Source organism: Bacteroides sp. MSK.20.12 (assembly GCF_019052435.1).
GTDB classification, from domain to species: domain Bacteria; phylum Bacteroidota; class Bacteroidia; order Bacteroidales; family Bacteroidaceae; genus Bacteroides; species Bacteroides xylanisolvens.
This window is the reverse complement of sequence record NZ_JAHQVH010000046.1, coordinates 1-25275: the sequence shown is the minus strand read 5'-3', so window position 1 is coordinate 25275 and position 25275 is coordinate 1. Positions and strand designations below refer to the sequence as shown.

At 40.1% G+C, this 25275-nt stretch carries 14 protein-coding genes and 1 pseudogene; all 15 read left to right on the top strand.

What is annotated here, in order from left to right; all coding sequences use genetic code 11:
* Positions 1-16: 16 nt before the first annotated feature.
* On the top strand, positions 17-1789 hold the full coding sequence (locus KTR06_RS19650; RefSeq protein WP_217290732.1) for a hypothetical protein: 1773 nt from the start codon (positions 17-19) through the stop codon (positions 1787-1789).
* A 44-nt stretch (positions 1790-1833) separates the two neighbouring features.
* Positions 1834-3783, top strand: coding sequence for a cytochrome c biogenesis protein CcdA (locus KTR06_RS19645; RefSeq protein ID WP_217290731.1), 1950 nt, complete (start codon positions 1834-1836; stop codon positions 3781-3783).
* Positions 3784-4204: 421 nt separating this feature from the next.
* Positions 4205-4939 carry a DUF5131 family protein gene (locus KTR06_RS19640; RefSeq protein WP_217290730.1) on the top strand — a complete coding sequence of 245 codons (735 nt, stop codon included), beginning with the start codon at positions 4205-4207 and terminating at the stop codon, positions 4937-4939.
* A gap of 140 nt (positions 4940-5079) precedes the next feature.
* Positions 5080-7176 (top strand): glycoside hydrolase family 127 protein, encoded by a 2097-nt coding sequence (locus KTR06_RS19635; RefSeq protein ID WP_151936235.1) that lies wholly within the window; start codon positions 5080-5082, stop codon positions 7174-7176.
* 36 nt (positions 7177-7212) lie between these two features.
* On the top strand, positions 7213-9072 hold the full coding sequence (locus KTR06_RS19630; protein ID WP_151923441.1) for a right-handed parallel beta-helix repeat-containing protein: 1860 nt from the start codon (positions 7213-7215) through the stop codon (positions 9070-9072).
* 162 nt (positions 9073-9234) lie between these two features.
* Complete coding sequence (locus KTR06_RS19625) at positions 9235-11439, top strand: alpha-L-rhamnosidase C-terminal domain-containing protein (protein ID WP_192918779.1); 2205 nt, start codon at positions 9235-9237, stop codon at positions 11437-11439.
* 195 nt (positions 11440-11634) lie between these two features.
* Positions 11635-12255 (top strand): RNA polymerase sigma factor, encoded by a 621-nt coding sequence (locus tag KTR06_RS19620; protein WP_004310318.1) that lies wholly within the window; start codon positions 11635-11637, stop codon positions 12253-12255.
* Positions 12256-12262: 7 nt separating this feature from the next.
* The gene (locus KTR06_RS19615) at positions 12263-13255 is read left to right on the top strand and encodes a FecR family protein (RefSeq protein ID WP_217290729.1); all 993 of its coding nucleotides are present in this window, start codon (positions 12263-12265) and stop codon (positions 13253-13255) included.
* Between the two features lie 215 nt (positions 13256-13470).
* Positions 13471-16971 carry a TonB-dependent receptor gene (locus KTR06_RS19610; protein ID WP_217290728.1) on the top strand — a complete coding sequence of 1167 codons (3501 nt, stop codon included), beginning with the start codon at positions 13471-13473 and terminating at the stop codon, positions 16969-16971.
* 26 nt (positions 16972-16997) lie between these two features.
* Entirely contained in the window at positions 16998-18743 is a 1746-nt protein-coding gene (locus tag KTR06_RS19605) for a RagB/SusD family nutrient uptake outer membrane protein (protein WP_217290727.1), read from the top strand.
* A gap of 29 nt (positions 18744-18772) precedes the next feature.
* The gene (locus tag KTR06_RS19600; RefSeq protein ID WP_115484777.1) at positions 18773-19666 is read left to right on the top strand and encodes an endonuclease/exonuclease/phosphatase family protein; all 894 of its coding nucleotides are present in this window, start codon (positions 18773-18775) and stop codon (positions 19664-19666) included.
* A gap of 16 nt (positions 19667-19682) precedes the next feature.
* Positions 19683-21851 (top strand): hypothetical protein, encoded by a 2169-nt coding sequence (locus KTR06_RS19595; RefSeq protein ID WP_120070955.1) that lies wholly within the window; start codon positions 19683-19685, stop codon positions 21849-21851.
* Between the two features lie 11 nt (positions 21852-21862).
* Positions 21863-22753, top strand: coding sequence for an endonuclease/exonuclease/phosphatase family protein (locus KTR06_RS19590; RefSeq protein ID WP_004318361.1), 891 nt, complete (start codon positions 21863-21865; stop codon positions 22751-22753).
* 98 nt (positions 22754-22851) lie between these two features.
* Positions 22852-24432 (top strand): beta-N-acetylhexosaminidase, encoded by a 1581-nt coding sequence (locus KTR06_RS19585; RefSeq protein ID WP_004318359.1) that lies wholly within the window; start codon positions 22852-22854, stop codon positions 24430-24432.
* Positions 24433-24536: 104 nt separating this feature from the next.
* Positions 24537-24788: pseudogene (locus KTR06_RS19580) on the top strand (1,4-beta-xylanase); the annotation flags it as partial.
* Between the last annotated feature and the right edge of the window lie 487 nt (positions 24789-25275).

Here is a 25275-nt window from a genome sequence, read left to right as displayed (position 1 = left end):
CTAAAAAAAGAATACTATGAATGATAAAAATATGATGAGTTTCTTGTTCTATTGTTTGCTGGCTTCTTTTTGCTTTTCATGCAGTAGCAATCTGGAGGAGTTGGTAATTAAAGATAAAACAACTTCAGAGAAAATAAAAACCAGAGGACTAGAAAGTTATTCTTCTATTCTTGAGGCTGATAAAGCAATATTAGCGGCTCACGGGTATGATACCATAGCAATAGTAGATTGTGATTCTTTTTATTTGGTTGAGTCAGAACTTATTTTTAAGAAATCAAGATTACAAGAATTACGTGAACAATCTGAAGCACGTTTGAATTATAAAAAACGGATAAATCCTGAATGTTATCGAATGCATCTGATACTTTATGATAACCAATATAGTAATGAAACTATTTTTAAAGAAGCTGTAGCGGAATGGAATAAATTGAGCAAATGCTGCCTACATTTTAGTACTTATTTTGATACGTTTTCACCCCATAACCGTCCAATAATAGATGTTTTATTCCAAGATAATGCAAATTCTATGAGCTCATCGGAATTCATACGTGTTGCTGGAGTTATAAATGGTAACGTTGGAAATAAAATATATATAAATACTAAATATAAATACTGGTCAGAATTGACTAAAGACCAAAAGAAGTATGCTTTGATGCATGCTATAGGGCATTTGGTTGGATTAGAACATTCTAGTGAATATGATACTTCTATTATGCAACCTGAATCGGGATTAGCAACAAATAAAAATCTCTGGAATGGATTTTCTTTTGAAGATAAAGTTCTTATTCCTGAATTATATCAATTGAATCCGGCTAAAACTCAAATTGATTATAACCCGACTCCTGAAGACAACAAGGGTACAATGAAACTAAAAATAGGAGTGAAATATACTGTTACAACTTCATATACGTATGAGTGGTGCTATAATCCCAAATATACAATTACAGCAGAACCAATTAGCAATCCAGGATCTTATGAATTAAAAAAAACAGGTGAGAACTCATTCGATTTATGTTTCGTAGAAGCGGGAGAATGTATTGTTACTTTTGTAGTAACTGATGCTATAGATGGTACTGAATATAAATATACAAAGAAGTTTAATGCTGCTTATGATAAACCAACCTTTACAGTTCCAAGTAGTATTGAACTTGGAGAGTATTATGATTTCAAAGTGGCGTATCAGGAGGATGGATTTACACCTACCTTTAAAATTACCGTAGAAGAAAGTGCGTTTGATAATAATACAGCACAAAGTGTTTCGATAGTACAAGTAAACAATGGACATGTGCGAATTAAATTTAATGACTATGGGAATTATAAAGTTACTGCAAGAGTCTCTAATAATAGAAATATCCCGGCGAGGTATTTTTATTTTTCCAAATATTATCGTCCTGATTATAATGTGACTTCTACAGAAGAGGGAAAAGTGAATGAAGGAAATGTTAATTTACCTCCAAGTAAACCAAGTCAGCCAACAGGAGAAAATAGATTAGAACGCTATAGATATGATATAAGCATGGGGCAAGCACCGACATTTGAACATCGTGTGGCTTGTGATATTAAAACTACATATATTCAGAACTTCTTAAAGTTTCGTCGTATCGATCGTAGCTATATCGAGGACTCTGCACCTCGTGTCTTTCGTGCGGGAGAGTCTGCCCAATTGGAGTTAACTGTTTATAGCATGTATCATCCGGACTCAATAAATTACGTGGATCATCATTCTATTCTTTATCCTCTCAAATGTGAAGTCATATATCCTAAAGATGCTTGCTATTTGAAAAAATAAGGGTGAAAAAGAAATTAATAGATTACAATTTAGAACTTAGAAAAATGAGAATTATTTTATTTTTATTATTGAGTTGGTACACAATCGGGAATATACAAGCACAAATCAAAGAACCTGTAAAGTTCAAAAATGAGTTGAAAATGACATCTGAAACGGAAGCGGAAATCGTGTTTACTGCTTCGATAGAGAAAGGATGGCATGTGTATTCGACCGGGTTAGGGGATGATGGGCCCATTTCCGCTACTTTCAACATCAATGCGAGTAATCATGTAGAAACAATGGGTAAATTGCAACCTGTTGGAAAAGAAATCAGCATCTATGATAAGATGTTCGAGATGAATGTGCGCTATTTTGAAGATACGGTACAGTTTATCCAAAAAGTGAAATTTACAGGAAATGATTACTTTATGGATGGGTTTCTGGAGTTTGGAGCTTGTAACGATGAGAGCTGTTTACCTCCGATTCAAATTCCTTTTAAATATGGGAAAAAAGCAGAAGCAGATTTAATAGTTGCAAAAGGGAAAGAAGAGGCTCCGGTAAATGTGGTAGAGAAGCAATCGGAAAGTGATCTTTGGAAACCGGTAATCAATGAATTGCAGGTGTTAGGTGAAGAACATTCTCAAGAGGATAAATCTTGGTTGTATGTCTTTGTCACTGGATTTCTTGGCGGATTATTGGCTTTGTTCACTCCCTGCGTATGGCCGATTATTCCTATGACTGTGAGTTTTTTCCTGAAAAGAAACAAGGATAAGAAGAAAGGGATTCGGGATGCATGGACTTATGGTGCTTCAATTGTCGTGATTTATGTAACACTGGGATTAGCAATTACTTTAATATTTGGTGCCAGTGCATTGAACGCTTTATCAACAAACGCCGTATTCAACATCCTTTTCTTCCTGATGTTGGTTGTTTTTGCAGCTTCTTTCTTTGGGGCATTTGAACTTACTTTACCTTCTAAATGGAGCAATGCAGTGGACAGCAAAGCGGAAGCGACGAGTGGCCTATTAAGCATTTTTCTGATGGCATTTACGTTATCTCTAGTGTCTTTCTCTTGCACAGGGCCGATTATCGGTTTTCTGCTCGTACAGGTTTCTATGACAGGTAGCGTGATTGCTCCTGCTATCGGAATGTTAGGCTTTGCCATCGCTTTGGCTTTACCATTCACACTGTTTGCTCTTTTTCCTTCGTGGCTGAAATCAATGCCTAAGTCAGGAGGGTGGATGAATGTAATTAAAGTCACATTGGGCTTTCTGGAACTGGCTTTTGCTTTGAAATTTTTGTCGGTTGCGGACTTAGCCTATGGCTGGAGAATCTTGGATAGGGAAACCTTCCTTGCGTTATGGATTGTGATTTTCGGACTAATGGGGTTATATCTGTTGGGAAAGATCAAGTTTCCGCATGACGGTGATGAAAACAGGGTAGGCGTGGGGCGCTTCTTTCTTGCGCTTGTTTCTTTAGCATTTGCTGTATATATGATTCCCGGACTTTGGGGGGCACCTTTGAAAGCTGTTAGTGCATTTGCTCCTCCTGTGATGACACAGGACTTTAATTTATATTCGAATGAGGTCCACCCCAAATTCAAGGATTATGAAATCGGTATGGAGTATGCACGACAACAGGGAATGCCTGTGATGATCGATTTTACTGGATATGGTTGTGTGAATTGTCGTAAGATGGAGGCGGCTGTGTGGACAGATAGTAAAGTGGGTGGTATCATCAATGATAAGTATGTACTTATCTCTTTGTATGTGGATGATAAAACTCCATTGAATGAGCCTATAAATGTTGTGGAGAATGGAACGGAACGCACTTTACGAACAGTAGGCGATAAATGGAGCTATCTGCAACGGGTGAAGTTTGGAGCAAATGCCCAACCTTTTTATGTATTGCTGGATAATGACGGTAATCCGTTGAATAAGTCGTATGCATATAATGAAGATATTCCAAAATATATAGAGTTCCTGCAGGAAGGGCTGGAGCGATATGTGAAATGATGGATTTTAGACATTCAGCTTGTATGTTTTGGCTTATAGCTAAAGTTTGGAATGAGAAAAAGAATAATTCTTTTTGGGCATTTTCATAGAAATACATAGAATAGTGTTATCTTTGTAAAGTGACATCGGGTTTAATAGAGCAAATTGTATAATAATATTTGTATATGACATATAAGCAGCATGAGGGCGAAAATTTCTGCTGTGATGCTCTGAATTACATGATCTGAAAATGTGAATGTTGCCCTTGTCAAGATGGGCAGATTAAGATAAAGATCCCTCGTGGATCGGCTGCCTGTGAAGGTCGCTCTATTGTTTGTTTTGTTTGTGTTTTGGTGCACCTTTTTTCTGATAAAGAATAAGGTGCACTCTTTTTATAGTTATGTATATGTAATATTAAATATATTTTTGAAGAAAAAAGGAGATGGGTGAAAAAGCTTCAATGTGGAATCTTTGGCACGGCTGTCACAAATTAAGTGAAGGCTGCCGTCATTGCTATGTATATCGGACGGATGGTAAATATGGAAAAGACAGTTCGGTGGTGACAAAGACAGAAAAGTTCGATTTACCCTTGCAGCGTAAAAAGAATGGTACGTATAAGATACCTTCAGGGAATTTGGTATATACCTGTTTTACTTCAGATTTTCTCATTGAAGATGCGGATGAATGGCGTGCCGAAGCGTGGGAGATGATGCGGATACGGCAGGATCTTCGTTTCCTCTTTATCACTAAACGGATAGACCGGTTGAAACAGTGTCTGCCTCCCGATTGGGGAGATGGCTATGACAATGTGACCATCTGCTGCACGATGGAGAACCAAGATAGAGTGGATTATCGTTTACCTATTTATAAAGAAATCCATATTAAACATAAAATCATTATCTGCGAGCCGCTTCTTAGTCGGATTGATTTCAGAGGTGAGCTGGGAGAGTGGGTGGAACAGGTAGTGGCAGGAGGAGAGTCAGGCAAAGAAGTCCGGGTATGTGATTACGAGTGGGTATTGGATATCCGGCAGCAATGTATAGATGCGAATGTCGGCTTTTGGTTCAAGCAGACAGGGAGTTATTTATTAAAAGACGGACATGAGTATAAGGTTGCACGACAATTTCAACATTCGCAGGCGAGAAAGGCGGAGTTGAATTATACACCTGATAAATAAGAAATAAAGATTAATACAGATCTTTTTTACTGAAAGCGAGGGTTGCTTAGCAATCTTCGCTTTCGTTTTATTGAGTACAAAATACGGATAATCACGTCTTTTTATAAAGATATTGTGTAAATTTTAAATTATCCATATTAATGAAACAGATAAAACTGTTACTTCTTTTAGCTTCCGCCTCCGTTACGGGAGCACTTGCGCAAAGCAATGGATTGACGGATATGAGTCAGAGCCGTTTTGCGAAGATGGCGAATACCGGAATCAGTGCCGTACATTGGACAGATGGATTCTGGGGAGATCGCTTTCAGGTATTTAGCCGGACTTCCCTGCAAAGTATGTGGAACACTTGGAACACGCCGGAGATCTCTCACGGTTTCCGTAATTTTGAGATTGCTGCCGGTGTGTGTAAGGGTGAACATTGGGGACCTCCGTTCCATGACGGAGATATGTATAAATGGATGGAGGGTGTGGCTTCTGTCTATGCTGTCAATAAAGATCCGGAACTGGATAAGTTAATGGATAACTTTATTACTTGTGTCGTAAAAGCCCAACGTGCAGATGGTTATATACATACGCCTGTTGTTATCGAAGAACTGAATAAAGGTATTGACTCTCATGCATTAGGGGATCAGCATAAACAAACGGTCATCGGAACGAAAGTAGGTGACGAGAATGAAAAAGGAGCTTTTGCTAATCGGCTGAACTTTGAGACATATAACTTGGGACACCTGATGATGGCGGGTATTGTGCATCGTCGTGCCACCGGAAAGACTACTCTTTTTGATGCTGCCGTAAAAGCAACGGATTTTCTTTGCCACTTTTACGAAACGGCTTCTGCCGAACTGGCTCGCAATGCCATTTGCCCTTCACATTATATGGGAGTGGTCGAAATGTATCGTGCCACAGGAAATCCCCGTTATCTGGAACTTTCGAAGAACCTGATTGATATTCGCGGTATGGTGGAAAACGGAACGGATGATAATCAGGATCGTATTCCTTTCCGCGACCAATATCGTGCAATGGGACATGCTGTACGTGCAAATTATCTGTATGCAGGAGTAGCGGATGTATATGCCGAGACAGGCGAACAACAATTGATGAAAAATCTGACTAGTATCTGGAATGATATTGTCACCCGGAAGATGTATGTGACCGGAGCTTGCGGTGCTCTTTATGATGGAACATCACCGGACGGGACTTGCTATGAGCCGGATAGTATTCAGAAGGTACATCAGAGCTACGGACGTCCTTATCAGTTGCCGAATAATACAGCGCACAATGAAACATGTGCCAATATCGGAAATATGCTTTTCAACTGGCGTATGCTGGAAGTGACAGGGGATGCGAAATATGCCGAACTGGTAGAAACCTGTCTTTATAATAGTGTATTGAGCGGTATCAGCTTGGATGGAAAGAAATATTTCTATACCAATCCGCTTCGTATCAGTGCCGATCTTCCTTACACGCTTCGCTGGCCGAAAGAACGGACGGAATATATCAGTTGTTTCTGCTGCCCGCCGAATACATTGCGTACATTGTGTCAGGCACAGAATTACGCCTACACATTGAGTCCGGAAGGCATTTACTGTAACTTGTATGGTGCAAATACGCTGACTACGACTTGGAAAGACAAAGGAGAACTGGCATTAACACAAGAGACGGATTATCCCTGGGAAGGAAAGGTACGTGTAACGTTGGATAGAGTTCCTCGTAAGGCAGGTGCTTTCTCGCTCTTCTTACGTATTCCTGAATGGTGCGAAAAGACTACGCTCACAGTGAATGGACAGCCGCTGCAAACCAATGCAAAGGCAAATTCGTATGCGGAAGTAAATCGTACATGGAAGAAGGGGGATGTAGTGGAGCTGGTGATGGATATGCCTGTCCGTTTGCTCGAAGCTCATCCGTTAGCAGAGGAGATTCGTAATCAGGTGGTTGTGAAGCGCGGGCCGTTGGTTTACTGTTTGGAAAGTATGGATATTGCAAACGGGGAAAAGATTGATGACGTATTGATTCCCGCTGATATAAAACTAACTCCGAAGAAAATCACAATTGAAGGCAGTCCGATTGTTGCACTTGAAGGAGTGGCACGTCTGGCATCTGCAACTTCGTGGGAAGGAGTGCTTTACCGGCCGGTTGTTCAGGCTGAAAAGACAGTAAATATCCGCTTGATTCCTTATTATGCCTGGGGAAACAGAGGAAAGGGAGAAATGACTGTATGGATGCCTCTTGCCAGATAATCCGGATTGTTTAAGTATACAGAAATGAAAAAAATCATGAAAAAGTTATTTGTAACGGCTATATGTATCTTGTGCAGTCACTGGCTATTGGCCGGTGAGATATGGATTTCTCCCAAGGGCAGTGACTTCAACGACGGAACTCGTCAATCTCCTAAAGCCACGCTAACTTCTGCCTTACGACAAGCACGAGAATGGCGCAGGACAGAGGATAATCGTATTCAAGGTGGAATCACAATCTATATGGAAGGTGGAACGTATGCCTTCCATGAACCGGTTTTTATCCGTCCGGAAGATAGCGGAACCAAAGAATCGCCCACAATCATTCGTTCGGTAGGCGATGAAAAAGTGATATTGAGTGGAGGAATCAGCATAAATGGCTGGAAGAAGCAAGGGAAAGTTTGGGTAGCAGATGTACCGGTATTTAATGGACGTCCATTGGATTTCCGCCAGTTGTGGGTGAATGGAAAAAAGGCAGTTCGTGCCCGTGATGTGGAAGATTTCGAAAAGATGAATCGCATTTGCAGTGTGGATGAGAAGAATGAAATTCTTTATGTACCTGCAGTTTCCATTCGCAGACTTATTGATAATAAAGGGAATTTGAAAGCTAAATATGCCGAGATGGTATTACATCAGATGTGGTGTGTTGCCAATCTTCGGATTCGTTCAGTTGAAGTGCAGGGAGATAGCGCGGCAATACGTTTTCATCAACCGGAAAGCCGGATTCAGTTTGAGCATCTCTGGCCGCGTCCGATGGTGACGACGGACGGACATAATTCTGCTTTCTATCTGACAAATGCCCGCGAATTGCAGGATGTACCTGGAGAATGGTATCATGATATGGATGCCCGTAAAGTATATTATTATCCACGGGAAGGAGAGAAGATGCAGGAGGCGGAAGTGATTGTGCCTGCTGTTGAGACATTAGTACGGGTGGAAGGAACTGTGGATCGTCCTGTGTGTCATATTCGTTTCGAGAAAATTACTTTTTCCTATACTACGTGGATGCGTCCGTCAGAAAAAGGACATGTACCTCTTCAAGCAGGTATGTATCTGACAGATGGTTACCGGATTGATCCGAAAATGCAACGGAACTACTTGAATCATCCGTTGGATAACCAAGGATGGTTGGGACGTCCCGCAGCTGCTGTTCGTGTGGTTGCTGCAAAGCAGATTGATTTCGAGCGTTGCCGGTTCGAGCATTTAGGCTCGACCGGATTGGATTATGAAGAAGCGGTGCAAGGCGGTGTTGTTCGTGGCTGTCTCTTCCGCGATATTGCCGGAAATGGTCTGTTAGTCGGCAGTTTTTCTCCGGCTGCCCATGAAACGCATTTGCCATACGACCCTGCTGACCGTCGGGAAGTATGCACACAGCAACATATCAATAATTGCTATTTCACGGAAATAGGCAATGAAGATTGGGGATGTCTTGCCATTGCTGCGGGATATGTAGGGGACGTCAATATCGAGCATAATGAAATCAGTGAAGTGCCTTATAGTGGCATCAGCCTTGGTTGGGGATGGACGCAAACTGTGAATTGTATGCGTAATAACAGAGTACATGCCAATCTGATTCATCATTATGCGAAACACATGTATGATGTGGCAGGTATTTACACACTCGGTTCGCAGCCGAAAAGTTATGTAACGGAGAATTGCGTGCATAGTATTTATAAACCGGGATATGTACACGATCCTAATCATTGGTTCTATCTTTATACGGATGAAGGTTCTTCCTTTATTACTGTACGTGATAATTGGACAGAAGGAGAGAAGTATCTGCAAAATGCCAATGGCCCGGGAAATGTATGGGAGAACAATGGCCCGAAGGTGGATAATGATGTTCGTGAACGTGCGGGACTGGAAGCAGGATATAAGGATTTACTAAATATCCAGTAGGTATTGACAAGTCATTTAACTGTAATACGTGATTCGTTCCACAGATATGGAACTAAAGGAAAACAATTGTAGAACTAAAGGGAAACAGATGTGGAACTAAACGTCAACCACTGTGGAACGAATTATTTCTTACGATTCAGTTTGTTAGTAATAGAAAGAAAAATGAAAAAGAAATATATGATATTGCTTAGTGCCTTGTCTTTGGCAAGCAGCACATTTGCCCAGACCTGGATATGGTATCCGGGAGACTACGAAATCTGGCTGGGAAATCAAATGAATAACCGTCGTACGGAACGAGGTGCATTTTTTCCTCCTTTTTGGAAAACGGACAGTCATTATGTTGTCGTAGAATTCAGCAAGCAACTGAATCTTTCCGAGCCGGAAGAAATCTTTATTGCTGCCGAAGGAAAGTACAACGTCAAACTGGATGGAAAGCTCCAGTTCGGTATGCCGGAAACCATGTTGCTTCCGGCCGGAAAACATAATCTGAACATCAAAGTCTGGAATCAGGCAACTCCTCCCACTATTTATGTGAAGGGAAAAACAGTGAATTCAGACTCTTCCTGGCGTGTAACTTACGAAGATAAAGAATGGATTGACGAGAGCGGAAAAGCGAGTGACACATCTGCCACTATCTATATGGATGCCGGATGCTGGAACTTTGACGGAGCTACCCAACGTCCTTCCCAATTCAGTCTGATGCGTGAACCGCAGCAACCTGTTACGAAGACAGAACAGCCCGAAGGAGGTATCCTTTATGATTTTGGAAAAGAAACATTCGGGTTTATCACATTGAAGAATCTTTCCGGAAAAGGAAAAATAGAAATTTATTATGGTGAAAGCCCGGAAGAAGCAAAAGATAAAGCATATTGCGAAACATTGGACAAACTCTTGATCGAACCGGGACAAGTGACCGACCTTGCCATTCGCAGCACTTCTCCCTTGAGTAATTCTGAAAACGAATATACATTGGAGAACAGTAAAGCCTTCCGCTATGTCTATGTAACTCACGAGCCGGGTGTACAGATTGGAGAAGTCTCCATGCAATATGAATATCTTCCTGAAGAATACCGCGGAAATTTCCGTTGCAATGATGAAGAACTGAATCGTATTTGGGAAGTTGGCGCATACACCATGCATCTCACTACCCGTGAATTCTTCATTGACGGTATCAAACGTGACCGTTGGGTATGGAGTGGCGATGCCATCCAAAGTTATTTGATGAACTACTATCTTTTCTTTGATAACGAGTCCGTCAAACGTACAATCTGGTTGCTTCGTGGCAAGGACCCTGTAACCAGCCACAGTAATACAATCATGGACTATACTTTCTACTGGTTTCTTAGCGTATATGACTATTATATGTATAGTGGCGACCGCCATTTTGTCAACCAACTGTATCCACGTATGCAAACAATGATGGATTACGTGTTGGGACGTACCAATAAGAATGGCATGGTAGAAGGCATGACGGGCGACTGGGTATTTGTGGACTGGGCGGACGGCTATCTGGATAAGAAAGGCGAACTCTCTTTTGAACAAATTTTATTTTGCAGGAGTCTGGAAACAATGGCTTTGTGTGCGGAACTGGTTGGAGATGCCAATGGCAAACAGAAATACGAGAAACTGGCTGCTGCTTTGAAAGCAAAGTTAGAACCTGCCTTCTGGAATAACGAGAAACAGGCATTTGTACATAACTGCGTCAACGGTCAGCAAAGTGATGCGGTCACCCGCTATGCGAATATGTTTTCTGTCTTCTTTCAATATTTGAATGAAGATAAGCAACAAGCCATTAAACAGTCTGTTCTGCTGAATGACAGTATTCTGAAAATAACGACTCCCTATATGCGTTTTTACGAACTGGAAGCCCTTTGTGCTCTTGGCGAACAGGATGCTGTAATGAAAGAAATGAAAGCCTATTGGGGAGGAATGTTGAAGGAAGGTGCTACCTCCTTCTGGGAAAAATATAACCCGGAAGAAACCGGAACGCAACATCTTGCCATGTATGGCCGTCCATACGGAAAGAGTTTGTGCCATGCCTGGGGAGCGAGTCCTATCTACCTGTTGGGCAAATATTATCTGGGAGTGAAACCTGTAAAAGAAGGATATAAAGAGTTTGCTATTGCTCCTGTGTTGGGAGGATTGAAATGGATGGAAGGCACTGTGCCCACTCCGAATGGCAATATCCATGTCTATATGAACAGCAAAACGATGAAAGTGAAAGCAACAGAAGGGAAAGGCTATCTGACCATCAAAAGCCGTCGTCCACCTAAAGCAAATATCGGAACACCGGAAAAAGTGTCGGAAGGAGTATGGCGGCTCTGGATCGATTCACCCGAAGAAAGAATTGTTACCTATCAATTATAATACATTGTTAATTAGTTAGTGGAGTAGTCCTTGATTAACGGTTCCTCTTTTTAATGGGGGATTGTTAATCGGGGACTTTTTTTATTGGAATATGCACCACCTTTTCTAAATTTTACTACTTTTGTTTTGTGAAAGACACTTAATTGTAATACGCCTTTTGTTCTTTTGGAAAAACAATTAAACAAAATCCAAGGAATGTTAGATAAATCAGCTCAATATACTAATACAGATGACGAGAAGCTCTTTTCCTTCATAGAAAAAGGAGATAAAGGAGCTTTTACACAGGCTTATGACAGATATCATAAGCTGCTATATGTATTAGCTTACCGTTATTTAATGAATGCAGACATGGCAGAAGATGTAGTGCAACATGTCTTTGCTCGTTTATGGGAATTTAGGTCGGAACTACATGTAGGAATCAGCCTTAAAAACTATCTGTTCACTATGACGAAAAATCATGTCTTAAATCTGATTCGTAATGAGAATAGTGCAATCAGCAAGAACTATGAGATAGCACAATCGACGCCTGTCTACGAAGATAATCTGATAGAAAATCTGGAGAAGAAAGAATTGATGGCCTCTTTTTATAAAGCGGTAGATATGCTTCCGCCACAGAAACGCAGTATTTGTTTGATGAAAGTGAAAGAGGAACTAACGAATCAGGAAATAGCCGAACGGATGAATCTGTCTGTTAATACAGTCAAAACGCATTATACGGAAGCATTGAAAATGCTACGTATTCATTTAAGTAAAATGCTAATAATTGTTACTTTTGTCACACTAATGACATATTTAAGTGTCCACTATTTAAGATAAAAAGAGAATGAATCGACCCACTGATAAACAAATAGAAGAAGTGCTTGCCGGAGTTGCTACACCGGAGGATGCAAAATTTGTGGCGGAATGGTTTGCCACAGAAGAAGGGAACACTTACCTGGATGCTGTGATGACTCGGGAGGCAGAATATTTAAAAGCCGAAACGGCAGAAATATATGTGGACCATACTATACCTTCAGAAAAGATGTACCATCAGATCCAAAAGAACATATCACGCAAACAGATCAAACGTATCTGCTTCCGTGTGGCTGCAATCTTGATTCCCGTTATTTTCCTGATAGGTCTTTATTTACAGATCAATTCCCGGGTGGATTTATTCGGCACTACGGAGTATGAGGAAATTCGTGTTGCCAAAGGAGAGCGGATACAGATGATGTTTCAAGACGGGACACGAGTTTATATCAATTCAGATTCTTGGTTGAAGTATCCTAAAAAGTTCGGATTGAGTAAGCGGGAAGTTTTCTTGGTGGGAGAAGCCTATTTCGTGGTAGCCAAGAATAAAAAACGTCCGTTTATTGTTAATCTGAACGGACCTTCCGTTCATGTACTGGGTACTTCTTTTGATGTACAAGCCTACCCGGAGAATAAAGACATTGTGATCTGTCTGGATGAAGGACATGTAAACCTGACTCTCTCCTCTGCAAAAGAATACCCGTTACTGCCGGGTGAAAAACTGATATATAATAAAGAAAGTGACCAGTGCCGGATAATCAAGAACGATCATTCAAAGCAAGTCTCAATGTGGAAAGACAATGTGATTTCTTTTAAAGATACTCCTCTGGCAGAAGTGGTCAAGGTTCTGAACCGCTGGTATAATGTAAACTTTAAGATAGAGGATGAGCAGGCATCGAAATATGTATATACGTTGACCTCGGATAATACGATACTGGAGAAGGTGCTTCAGGATTTGGAAAAGATTGCGCCGGTAAAATTTGAATATGATGAAGGACGGAAAGAAGTGACAGTCCGAATGAAATAGGACGGAAAGAAGTAAAATATACTGGATAGGATAATAGAATGAGGACAGGCTGTGTATATACGCAGCCTTTACTGTTTTAGGATAAGAATGTTATGAAATAAATTAGGTTTATGCAAAAAAACTCTTTTTTCTCTCACCCGCTTTTTTGACTTGTGTGTCTACTAAGCATAAATGAGATTTTAAATCTAAGTTTAACTTTAATCAAAGCAAGTAGTATGAAACACAAAGTTCTGCTCGTATTGTTGCTGGGGATTATCATAAGCGTTTCCGCTTCTGCCCAAAAGGTGACAATGAATCTTAAACAAGTAAAGCTGGAGAAAGTATTCTCTGCTATTACACAGCAAACAGGTCTTACGGTGGCTTATAGCCGTACGATCGTCAATCCGGATCGAATAGTGACGGTAGAAGCAAAGAATCAGGAACTATCTAAAGTTCTGAATGATTTGTTTCTTGGTACTAACGTAAACTATGAGATCGGAAAAACAAAAATTTATTTGAAGGAGAAAGTTACGGATTCTGAACAACAGACCAGTAATGCGAACAAAAGAAATATATCCGGTCGGGTAGTCGATGAAAAAGGAGAGCCGATTATTGGCGCCAGTGTGATGGTGCAAGGCAGCTCTTTGGGTACAATAACGAATGTAGACGGACGTTATACTTTGGCTAATGTTCCCGAAAACAGTACGATTACAGTATCATACATCGGATATATTACGGTTAATTACGCTGCTACCAGCAGAAATCTATCCCAAGTAGTTCTCCGCGAAGATAGTAAGACACTGGAAGAAGTGGTAGTGGTGGGATATGGTACGCAAAAGAAAGTAAACCTGACTGGTGCCGTTGCTATCGTTTCGGGTGATGAACTGACGACCCGTTCTGCTGCTAACTTATCACAGCTTCTGCAAGGTTCTGTACCGAATATGAACGTAAACTTTAGTTCGGGACGTCCCGGACAAGGGGGAAGCTTCAATATCCGTGGAGTCAACTCCATTAGTGCGGATGCAGCACCTCTGACTATTATTGATGGAATCGAGGGAGATATAAATAAGGTAAACCCCAATGACGTAGAATCCATCAGCGTTTTGAAGGATGCTTCGGCTGCTGCCGTATATGGTGCCCGTGCTGCTTATGGAGTTATTTTGGTTACAACCAAGAATGGAAAGATAGGAAAGACCAATGTCAGCTATAACGGTCGTTTTAGTTTTGGTGAAACGACAACTTCTACGGATTTTGAGACGCGTGGTTATTATTCGGCCGGTATCAATGATATGTTCTACAAAACATATCAGGGCGTCCCTTATACACATTATACCCAAGAAGATTACCATGAATTATGGATTCGCCGTAATGATAAAGTGGAAGATCCTTCCCGACCATGGGTGGTAGAAAAAAACGGAGAGTATAAATATTATGGCAACTTTGACTGGTATAATTGTTTGTTTGATAATACCCGCCCCACTTGGGAACATAACTTGACGGTTTCAGGAGGAACCGAAAAAGTGAAGTACATGCTATCAGGCAACTACTATAATCAGAAAGGAATTATCAGAATAGATCCGGACCGTTTTAAGAAATATACGTTCCGTTCAAAGATCATTGCCAATATTACTTCCTGGTTTGAATTAAGTAACAATACTTCTTATTATCATTCTGAATATACTTATCCGGGGCTATCGGGAGTAAATGACGTTTTCACCAGAGCCGGGCGGCATGCTTTGGCAAGTATTGTGCCGATGCATCCGGATGGAACCCTGGTTTATAGAACAGGTCTGACAGATACAGGAGAAGTGGCAGATGGTGTTAGTGCCGTATTATTGAATGGCGGCCACCATAACCAGGATCGTGAATATGAGTTTGTAACTACGTTCGAAGCCGTATTGAAACCCATCAAGCATTTTGAGGTTCGTGCAAATTACAGCTGGGCACATTACAACCAGCAGAATTTGAATCGTTCCGTAGATGTATTATACTCCAGAAATCCGGGAGAAACAATCACAATGGATAACGGACGTACCAGAGGCAATTATTTGTCGGAAATACAAAACAACCAGATACGCCAAACTTTCAACTTATACGGAACGTATGACAATACCTTCGCAAATGCACATTCGGTAAAGGTCATTGTGGGAGGTAACTATGATTATAAGTATTTCAAGAAACTGGGAATGAAACGTAACGGGTTACTCTCTGAATCTCTCGATGATTTTAACCTGGCAAAAGGTGATGATATATCCATAACCGGAGGACAAGAGGAATATGCGATTCTTGGTTTTTTCTATCGTTTGAATTATGGATATAAAGACCGCTATCTATTTGAAGCCAGCGGACGTTATGACGGTAGTTCCCGTTTTCGTCGAGGACATCGTTTCGGTTTCTTCCCGTCATTCTCTGCCGGATGGCGTGTCAGTGAAGAAGCCTTCTTTACACAAGCCAAAAACTATGTAAGTAATCTGAAACTAAGACTGTCTTACGGATCATTGGGAAATCAGAAAACAGTAGGCTATTATGACTATCTGCAACTGATTAATACCGGAGCGGTAATGAACTATGCTTTCGGAGATACTACGAAAGGCGATTATGCCTATGAGTCAGCTCCGAACTCTACCGATTTGACCTGGGAAACTGTAATCACAAAAAATATAGGTTTGGACTTGGGTTTTCTTAATAATCGTTTGAATGTATCTTTTGATGCATATATTCGTGATACCAAAGATATGTTGATGGCAGGAAAGACTTTGCCTGGCGTATATGGTGCCTCTTCTCCCAGAATGAATGTGGCAGACTTGCGTACGAAAGGGTGGGAAGCATCTATTACTTGGGGAGATAGTTTTACTTTGGCAAGCAAGCCTTTCAACTACCGGGTAATGGCTGGTATCGGAGATAACACCTCCAAAGTGACAAAATATGATAATCCCAACCGGACGCTGACCGATCCTTACGAAGGACAGCAGTTAGGCGAAATATGGGGATACGTAGTAGACGGTTATTTTAAAACGGATGAAGAAGCAAGGAATTATAAAGTAGACCAATCGTTCGTTAACCAAATGATTAATGCAAGCGCTTTGGATAATGGACTTCATGCCGGTGACCTCAAATTTGTCGATTTGGATGGTAACAACAAGATTGAGCAGACAACATCGGCTAATGACCGGAAAGACATGAAAGTGATCGGTAACTCATTGCCGCGCTATAATTATAATTTCGGAATCTCTGCAGATTGGTATGGAATTGATTTTTCAGTTCTTTTTCAGGGCATTGGCAAACAAAATTGGTATCCTGGTGCTGAAACGTCCATGTTTTGGGGACCTTATTCCCGACCATACGCTAGTTTTATTCCTTCCGACTTTATGAGCCAGGTATGGAGTGAAGAAAATACAGATGCTTATTTCCCACGTCCCAGAGGATATGTGGCTCTCGGAAGTAATCGTGAATTAGCAGTGGTTAATACTAAGTATTTGCAGAACCTCGCTTATTGTCGGTTGAAGAATCTTTCTATTGGTTACACATTGCCGGATAAATGGCTTTCTAAAATAGGTTTCGAGAAAATACGTGTTTACTTTAGTGGTGAGAACTTGCTGACATTTACTAAGCTACATTCCGATTATATTGATCCGGAACAAGCATCGGCAAGTAACAGCTGGAAAACAAGTAAAAGTGACGCAAATATTTATCCCTGGGCAAAGACATACTCTTTTGGTGTAGATATAACATTCTGATAATAACGAATATAAAGGAATATAGTATGAAAATAATGAAATATACATTGTGGGCGACTGTTGGTCTGTCGTTGTTATTTGCTTCTTGTGAAAACATATTGGATATAAATCCGAAAGATCGCTTGACGACTAAGGATTATTTTACGAATGAAGAGCAATTACAGTTGTACAGTAATCAATTCTATTTGAATAACTTCCCGGGTGATGGCGATATTTACAAGGATAATGCTGATGTGTTGATCGTATCACCTTTGGACGATGAAGTTAGCGGACAACGTGTCATTCCGGAAACGGGTGGAGGATGGAGTTGGAGTGCACTGCGATCTATTAATTTTTTATTGGATAATCTGGGAAACTGTAAAGACCAGAAAGTGCGCGACAAATATGAAGCCCTGGCACGCTTCTTCCGTGCTTATTTCTATTTTGAAAAGGTGAAACGTTTTGGAGATGTACCTTGGTACGATAAAGTACTCGGCTCGGATGATGCCGATTTATACAAAGCCAGGGATTCACGCGAATTTGTGATGGGAAAGATAATGGAAGATCTTAATTTTGCCATAGAGGTTTTTAAAGAAACCAACCGGACAAAAGAACTTTATCGTGTAACCTGGTGGACTGCCCAGGCATTGAAGTCACGTGTAGGATTATTTGAAGGTACTTATCGTAAATATCATGGATTGGGTGATTATGAGAAATACTTGAATGACTGTGTAAGTGCCTCTAATGAAATTATGACTGCTTCCGGAGGATATTCATTGTATCAATCCGGCTCACAGTCCTATCGTAATCTCTTTAAATCAGAGAATGCGATTGATGCGGAAATCATATTGGCAAGGGATTATAATAATGATTTGAGTCTGGTTCATAAAGTACAGGCATTTGAGAATTCTCCGACATTAGGCCGTCCCGGACTTTCGAAAAAACTGGTCAATTATTATTTAATGAAGAATGGCAACCGTTTCACCGACCAACCCAATTATGCAACAATGGAGTTCAAGGATGAAATAGTCAATCGTGATCCGCGTTTAGCGCAAACAATCCGTACTTCAAATATAAATATGAATGTCACGATGACCGGATACCACCTGCTGAAATATGCAAATGATAATATGAGCTATACAGGTGATTCAAGCAATGACCTTCCTCTGTTCAGATTGGCAGAAGTTTATTTGAACTATGCCGAAGCAAAGGCAGAATTAGGAACACTGACGCAAACTGATATCGACAATACGGTAAACAAATTGCGGACACGTGCAGGAGTTACGGGAAAACTGAATATGAACGCAGCAAACCTTTCTCCGGACCCTTATATGTGTGCTCCGGAAACCGGTTATGTGAATATCACAGGAGATAATAAAGGGGTGATTCTGGAAATCCGACGGGAACGTGCGATAGAGTTGGTCATGGAAGGCTTCCGTTATTATGATTTGATGCGCTGGAAAGAGGGGCAATGTATGGCCCAATCTTTTAAAGGATTTTATCTTCCTGCTACAGCTATCAATAAAGCGTATGATATCGATGGAGACGGAACAAATGATGTCTGTTTCTACACCACATCTTCGCAACCCAATGTTGGAAGTGTGACGTATGTAAAATTGGCTTCCGATGGAAGCGGCACCTCATTGTCAGAAGGTAATTATGGCAATTTATTGTGTTACAGTTGGATCGACCGTACCTGGAATGAGAACCGTGATTATCTATATCCGATACCAAGACAGGAAATAACCTTATCTAATGGTGTCGTAACCCAGAATCCGGGATGGAATGAATAACAAGTATAAAAGATATAAATAATAGATTTATGAAAAAAATAGTAATATACACATTGATTACCTTCATATTCTCTGTTTTCGCCAGCAGTTGTGAAGATAATAAAGACAATTCATTGTACTATCCTGATTTCACGTGGGATACAGGAGATGGCGAGGAAGACGAAGACCCCGTGACTGAAACGTCCATGCGTGTAGCAACTTATAACTTACAGGTGGAGACTGGTACAGGATGGACTAACCGACGGGAACGTGTGGCACAATTAATCAAAGACTACGATTTTGAGATTTGTGGATTCGAAGAAGCCAGTTGGGAACAACGTTCCTACTTAGGAACTCAACTTGCGAGTGATTATCAGATTCTCGCTTATGGTCGTGACACTGGAAATGACGATAATAAGGCAGGAGAGATGAGTGGCATTTTATATAAGAAGAGCCGCTACACATTACTGGATGCCGGACGTTTCTGGTTTTCCGAAACTCCGGAAATTCCTTCCAACGGATGGGATGAAACAAATTTCAAACGTTTCTGTGTATGGGGAAAATTCAAGGATAGCAAGACTCAAAAAGAATTTTATCTTTTTGAAACTCACATGCCTTTGGCTGATAATGCCAGAAAACATGCATGTCAAATGCTGGTGGATGCAGTTTCCGATAAAGCAAAAGACAATACTCCCGCATTTTGTACCGGCGACTTTAATGCGACTCCTGATGCTCCCGAAATAGCCACTACGATTTGCCAAAGTGGTATATTGAAAGATGCGTATCGGGAAGCAACCATTCAGCATGGTGCTCTTTTTACATTTCCTTCTAAAAAGACCAGAATTGATTTTATTTTTGTGAAACATGCTACGGTGCTTTCTACCCGCACTATTGTCAGTTCTTTATCCGATCATTATCCTATGGTGATTGTAGTAGAAATCTAAAATAAAAATGAAGATTATGAAAAACAAATTTTATCATATAAGTACATATTCGGTAATGAGATATTGGACCATTTTATGGATGGCTGTTTTATCTTTCTCATGCTCTGATTTTAATCCGATGGATTCCTATAGCCGTATTCCGCCGGATAGAAACACAGACATAGATGACGGAGATGAGGGTGACGGAGCAGGCGGGCTTTTTGAAAAAGGTTATGGAACAATGAACAAACCCTACCTCGTTATGGATGTGATACAGATTCAGAATATGAGTGAAGCCTTGGTGAAAGGAAAGATGATTTACTTTCAGTTGGGGGCTGATATTGATATGAAGTCTGTATCTAATTGGGAACCATTGAACTCAAACGGTGACTATTATATCTATTTTGATGGAAATAACCATATTATAAAGAATTTCACCTGTACAGACAAAGCGTATGCTAGTTTTTTTGGTATTTTGGCCGGGACTTGTAAAAATGTCGGTTTCTATAATGCCCATGTAGAAGCAGCTACTAATAGTGGGGCAGGGGTTATCGGCGGTTATATCGGAGTGAAAGCTCCGAACGCTGTAGAGAAGACAGGGCAGGTGGAAAACTGTTACGTCTCCGGAAAAGTGAAAGGAAAGTATGCTGGTGGAATAGCTTCCCGTATGGGTAGACCGTATGGAGGACAGATTTGTTATATCAAAAACTGTTATTCTACAGCAGAGGTTATATCTACAGGAGATGAATGTGGAGGTATTGTAGGTTCTATGTATGAAAACAGCGAAGTGTCGTATTGCTACTCTACAGGTGTATTAATTGGTGCCAATTCAGTGGGTGGTATTGCTGCCCTTCCTTCCGAAGGAGCAAAAATAACTGCCTGTGTTGCCTGGAACTGGAAAATAACGGGACCCGCTGCCAAATCAGGACGTATTAGTGGAGTTTTGTCTCAAGGTGAAAGTGGGCATCAGGCGGATCCTGTCGCATCTGAATGTTATGCATGGGAGGATATGATTTGTACAGGATTTGCTCCGGAGGATAATGCAGGTTCCGTTTCGGCAGGAAAATATGATGGAGTAGGCGAAAGTGTCCTGACTTTGCAGAATAGAATTGCCAATTGGGGGACTCCATGGCATAATGTTGGGAATATAGATATGGGATTCCCTATTTTGGAGTGGCAACTGGATAGAGGAGATTATGCTAGTTATGGAGGACATGACAATGAACCAGAAGGTGATTTTGCTAGTGGAGACGGGACTCAAAATAATCCTTATGTGATTGCTAATACCACCCATATTCAGAACATGAGCAAAGTCCTTATTGGAAAACAAACGACCTACTTTGTTTTGAGTGCGGATATTGATATGCAGGGGATCAAGTGGACGCCTTTAAATGGAGATGGTCCGTACGAGAAATGGATAATTTTTGATGGACGCAATCATGTAATTAGAAATCTGACTTGTGACTCCGGTTCTTATCCCAGTTTCTTTGGCGTATTGTGTGGAGAATGTAAGAATGTAGGATTTGTCGATGCAAATATCTCATCTACTAACCAAGGTATCGGTATTATAGCCGGTTATGTAGGATTAAATAGCGGTGCGGTAGGATTCACAGGTAAAATCATTAACTGTTATACTACCGGAATACTGAAAGGGTCGGGAGCAGCAGGCGGAATTGGTGGTATCTTCGGCGGTAATGGACGTATTGAGAACTGCTATACCACTGCTACTATTATTGATCAGATAAATACTGATAACGGCAAAGCAGGTGGAATTATCGGAAGGTTCCATGCTGGCAACACGACTTCATATATTGAAAATTGTTATGTAAGTGGTGACATCAGTGCTACTAAAGGCGGCTGGGTTGGAGGTATAGTCGGTAATATGGATAGCGGAACACTAAATATCAAGAATTGTGTGGCATGGAGTAATACCTTGTTAAACAATTCAAACCAGGCAAAAATAGGACGTATAGTGGGAGGACATAACAATAATGTTACTGCTGAAAACTGCTATGCTTATGACGGTATGATTCTGAAAGCAGGAGAAACTATATTTACCGTATCAGATGAGACATCACCGTCCGGTAGTAGTTTTCAGGGAGTAGCTAAATCTGCTAACGAGCTGAAAAACACTGTCACAAACTGGGATTCTTCTCTTTGGAAAGAAGGAGGCAACGGCTATCCGGTATTTAAATGGAGTAAATAAATTGATATTTAATGATTTGTAATATGAAGTGTTCTATAAATAAGAAATATTATTTTCTACTTTTGATTTTATTTTTTGCCGGAGGTCTTCCGGCAAAATCTTTCAACTTAGACAAAACGAAACCAGAAGATATTATTCGCCTTGCATCTTATAACATCCGTACCAAAGGAGACAAGGGGGATAAGGCTTGGGAAGTCCGTCTGAACGCATTGGTAGATGTTGTGCGACGGAATAAATTCGATATGTTTGCCATACAGGAAGGGCGTACCTCTCAATTAAAGGATATGATGATTCTGAACGAATATTCTTATATCGGTCGTGACCGTGACGGGGATAATAAAGGAGAACATTGTGCCATTTACTATAAAAAAGATCGCTTTAAGGTGTTGAAACATGGTGATTTCTGGTATTCGGAAACTCCGGATATACCTTCTTATGGTTGGGGAGCACGCTGTCGTCGGATTTGCACTTGGGGATATTTTAAAGACCTCCGGACTGGGAAGAAATTCTATGTGTTTAATTCGCATACGGATCATGAAGCAACAGAAGCAAGACGACAATCTTCGTTCATGTTGTTGGAACAGGTAAGGAAAATCGCAAAAGGTAGACCAACCTTTTGCACCGGTGATTTTAATGCCACTCCGGACGAAGAACCGATACAACTTCTCCTGAAAGATAGTTTATTACAGGATTCGTATGAATGTACTCTGACGCCTCCTAAAGGACCGTCCGGTAGTTTTTATGCCTATGACAAAACTGGAAAAACAGCTAAGCGCATAGATTTTATTTTTGTGACTCCAAAAATAAAAATACTTTCTTATCACACCATTGATGATGATATAAAGTATAATAAGTACTCTTCAGATCATTTTCCTGTAATGGTGGAAGGACTATTGAAATAAGAGAAAGATAATACACCCAATAAAATTTGTCGTCTTTTTCTGATAATTAAAAAAGAATTTACAACAACGAATAAATGGAAAAATATTTATTAAGTATTATGAAAAATAAGTTTCTGAATGTGGCTTTATTTCTGCTTTTGATGATACCTTGTTGTATCTATGCACAAGATAATCTTTCTGCATTGATTCCGATGCCCAATAAGGTCACATCAGATTCAGACATGGTGTTGGTGTTAGAGAATCAAGTCAATTGTTATATTGAGACTGATAGTTTGGAGTTTGAGTTGAATACGCTTTCTTCTATTTTTAATAAGAGATTCGGAATCAATGTGAAACGTTCTACAGAGAGCTCAAAATCAGTAGTACAGCTATTGATTGATAAATCTTTAAAAACAAAAGAGCATTATCAATTGAGTGTAAATGAAAAGAGATTGGTAATTAAAGGAGCTACTTCTGCTGCTGTATTTTATGGATTGATGACTTTGGATCAGATTTTGGCGGGTGATATTTGTGCTACAAAACAAAAAACAATAGCATCTGTTGAAATTGATGATTGTCCGAGGTTTGATTATCGTGCATTGATGCTTGACCCGGCACGTAACTTTTTACCTATTGATGATATTAAATTCTATATTGACCAAATGGTTAAATACAAATTTAATGTATTACAACTTCATCTGACAGATGATCACGGTTGGAGTATTTGGATTGAAAGTCATCCTAGTCTGGCAGGTGCAAGATTCTATACCAAAAAGGATATTCAGGAATTGGTAGATTATGCAGCTATGCGTCATGTACAAGTGATTCCAGAAGTAGATATGCCGGGACATACGGTTTTTTTATTGTCAAAATATCCAAATTTGGCTTGTATTCATCAGCGTCAAACTGAAAAAATTATAGGTAAGACAGGTCACATGATGCTTTGTGCCGGTAACGAGGAGGTTTATGCTGTGATGGATGATATAATTGGAGAAGTTGCTAAGATGTTTAAATCTCCGTTAATTCATTTAGGAGGTGATGAGGCTGATATACCTAAGAATTGGGCACAGTGTGATTTGTGTCGTACTTTGATGGAAAAGAGAAAATATACCAAGCCTTCTCAGTTGATGATTCCTTTTTTTGAAAATATTTTAGGATCTGTTCGCAAATATGGAAAGAAACCAATATTGTGGCTTGAATTGAACAATGTGTATCCGCCTGCTGACGATTATCTATTCCCATATCCTCAAGATGTAACGTTAGTCAATTGGCGTGAAGGTATGACTCCAACAGGGCTGGATTTTTCTGCCAAGAAAGGACACAATGTAATTATGGCCCCTAGCGAATATACATATTTTGATTATCCACAATATAAGGGAGAATTACCGGAATATAATAATTGGGGGATGCCTATTACCACATTAGAACGTGCATATAAATTAGATCCTGGATATGGTCGTCCTTTGGAGGCACAGAAGCATATTTGGGGAGTAATGGGACCATTATGGGGGGAAGCCATTATCGATATAAATCGTGCTACATACATGACATATCCACGTGCTTTTGCACTGGCAGAAGCAGGTTGGACACAAATGGACAATCGTGGTTGGGAATCCTTTAAGAAACGCGTTCTTCCTAATATCACTGAACTAATGAAAACGGGTGTTTCAGTTCGGGTACCTTTTGAGATTACAAGATAACCTTGTCAAAGGTGCGTTGCTATTTTCAAAATATCGTGCAAATGAAAAAGCCGGTGAAGTGATACGATTGACTCCTTGTAATTGTATTGAAGTAAAACGATTATATGAAAAAGATATTACTCTCATTTTTTATTGGTATTATGTTGATTGCCTGTAGTCAGAAAACTGTTTCTGTTCGTGAAGTTTGGACAAAAGAGCAGGCTAATGAGTGGTATAAGCAATGGGGATGGCTTCGTGGGTGTGATTTTATTCCGAGCACGGCAATCAACCAAATGGAGATGTAGCAGGCAGATACTTTTGATCCGGTTACTATTGATCGTGAACTGGGTTGGGCGGAAGAAGTGGAATGTATTCGTTCATTAACTAAATAATTCCCATTAAGATCGGTTCTTTTACGCTCGATATCCAAAGGAATAAACTATAAAAAAGAATCAAATTGTAAAGGTCGTTCATTACTATAAATGTGTAGATATATTTGTGTTTGTCTCGTTGATACCATTACTACCTTTACGTTATTTTCTTTTTCTTATACAAGACATTAATAAACTCATGAGACGTTTATAATAAAATGGGGAACAGTTTATTATAAACGGGTCTTACATTTATAATAAACGATATTTTGGGTAATTCACTAATAAAACGCGAATATATTAAACAAAACGGGGTGAAATCTATGCAGATTTCACCCCGTTTCTATTCTTTCAGAAACATATTTATGTTTCTGAAAAATCTCTTTATGTCTTTATTTTTGTATATATCATATCTGTTGTCAGCTAATTGGTATATTGCAAAGGTATATAAAAAAACAGATTTTTTACGCCCGGTAAATAAGAAAGTCAAGAC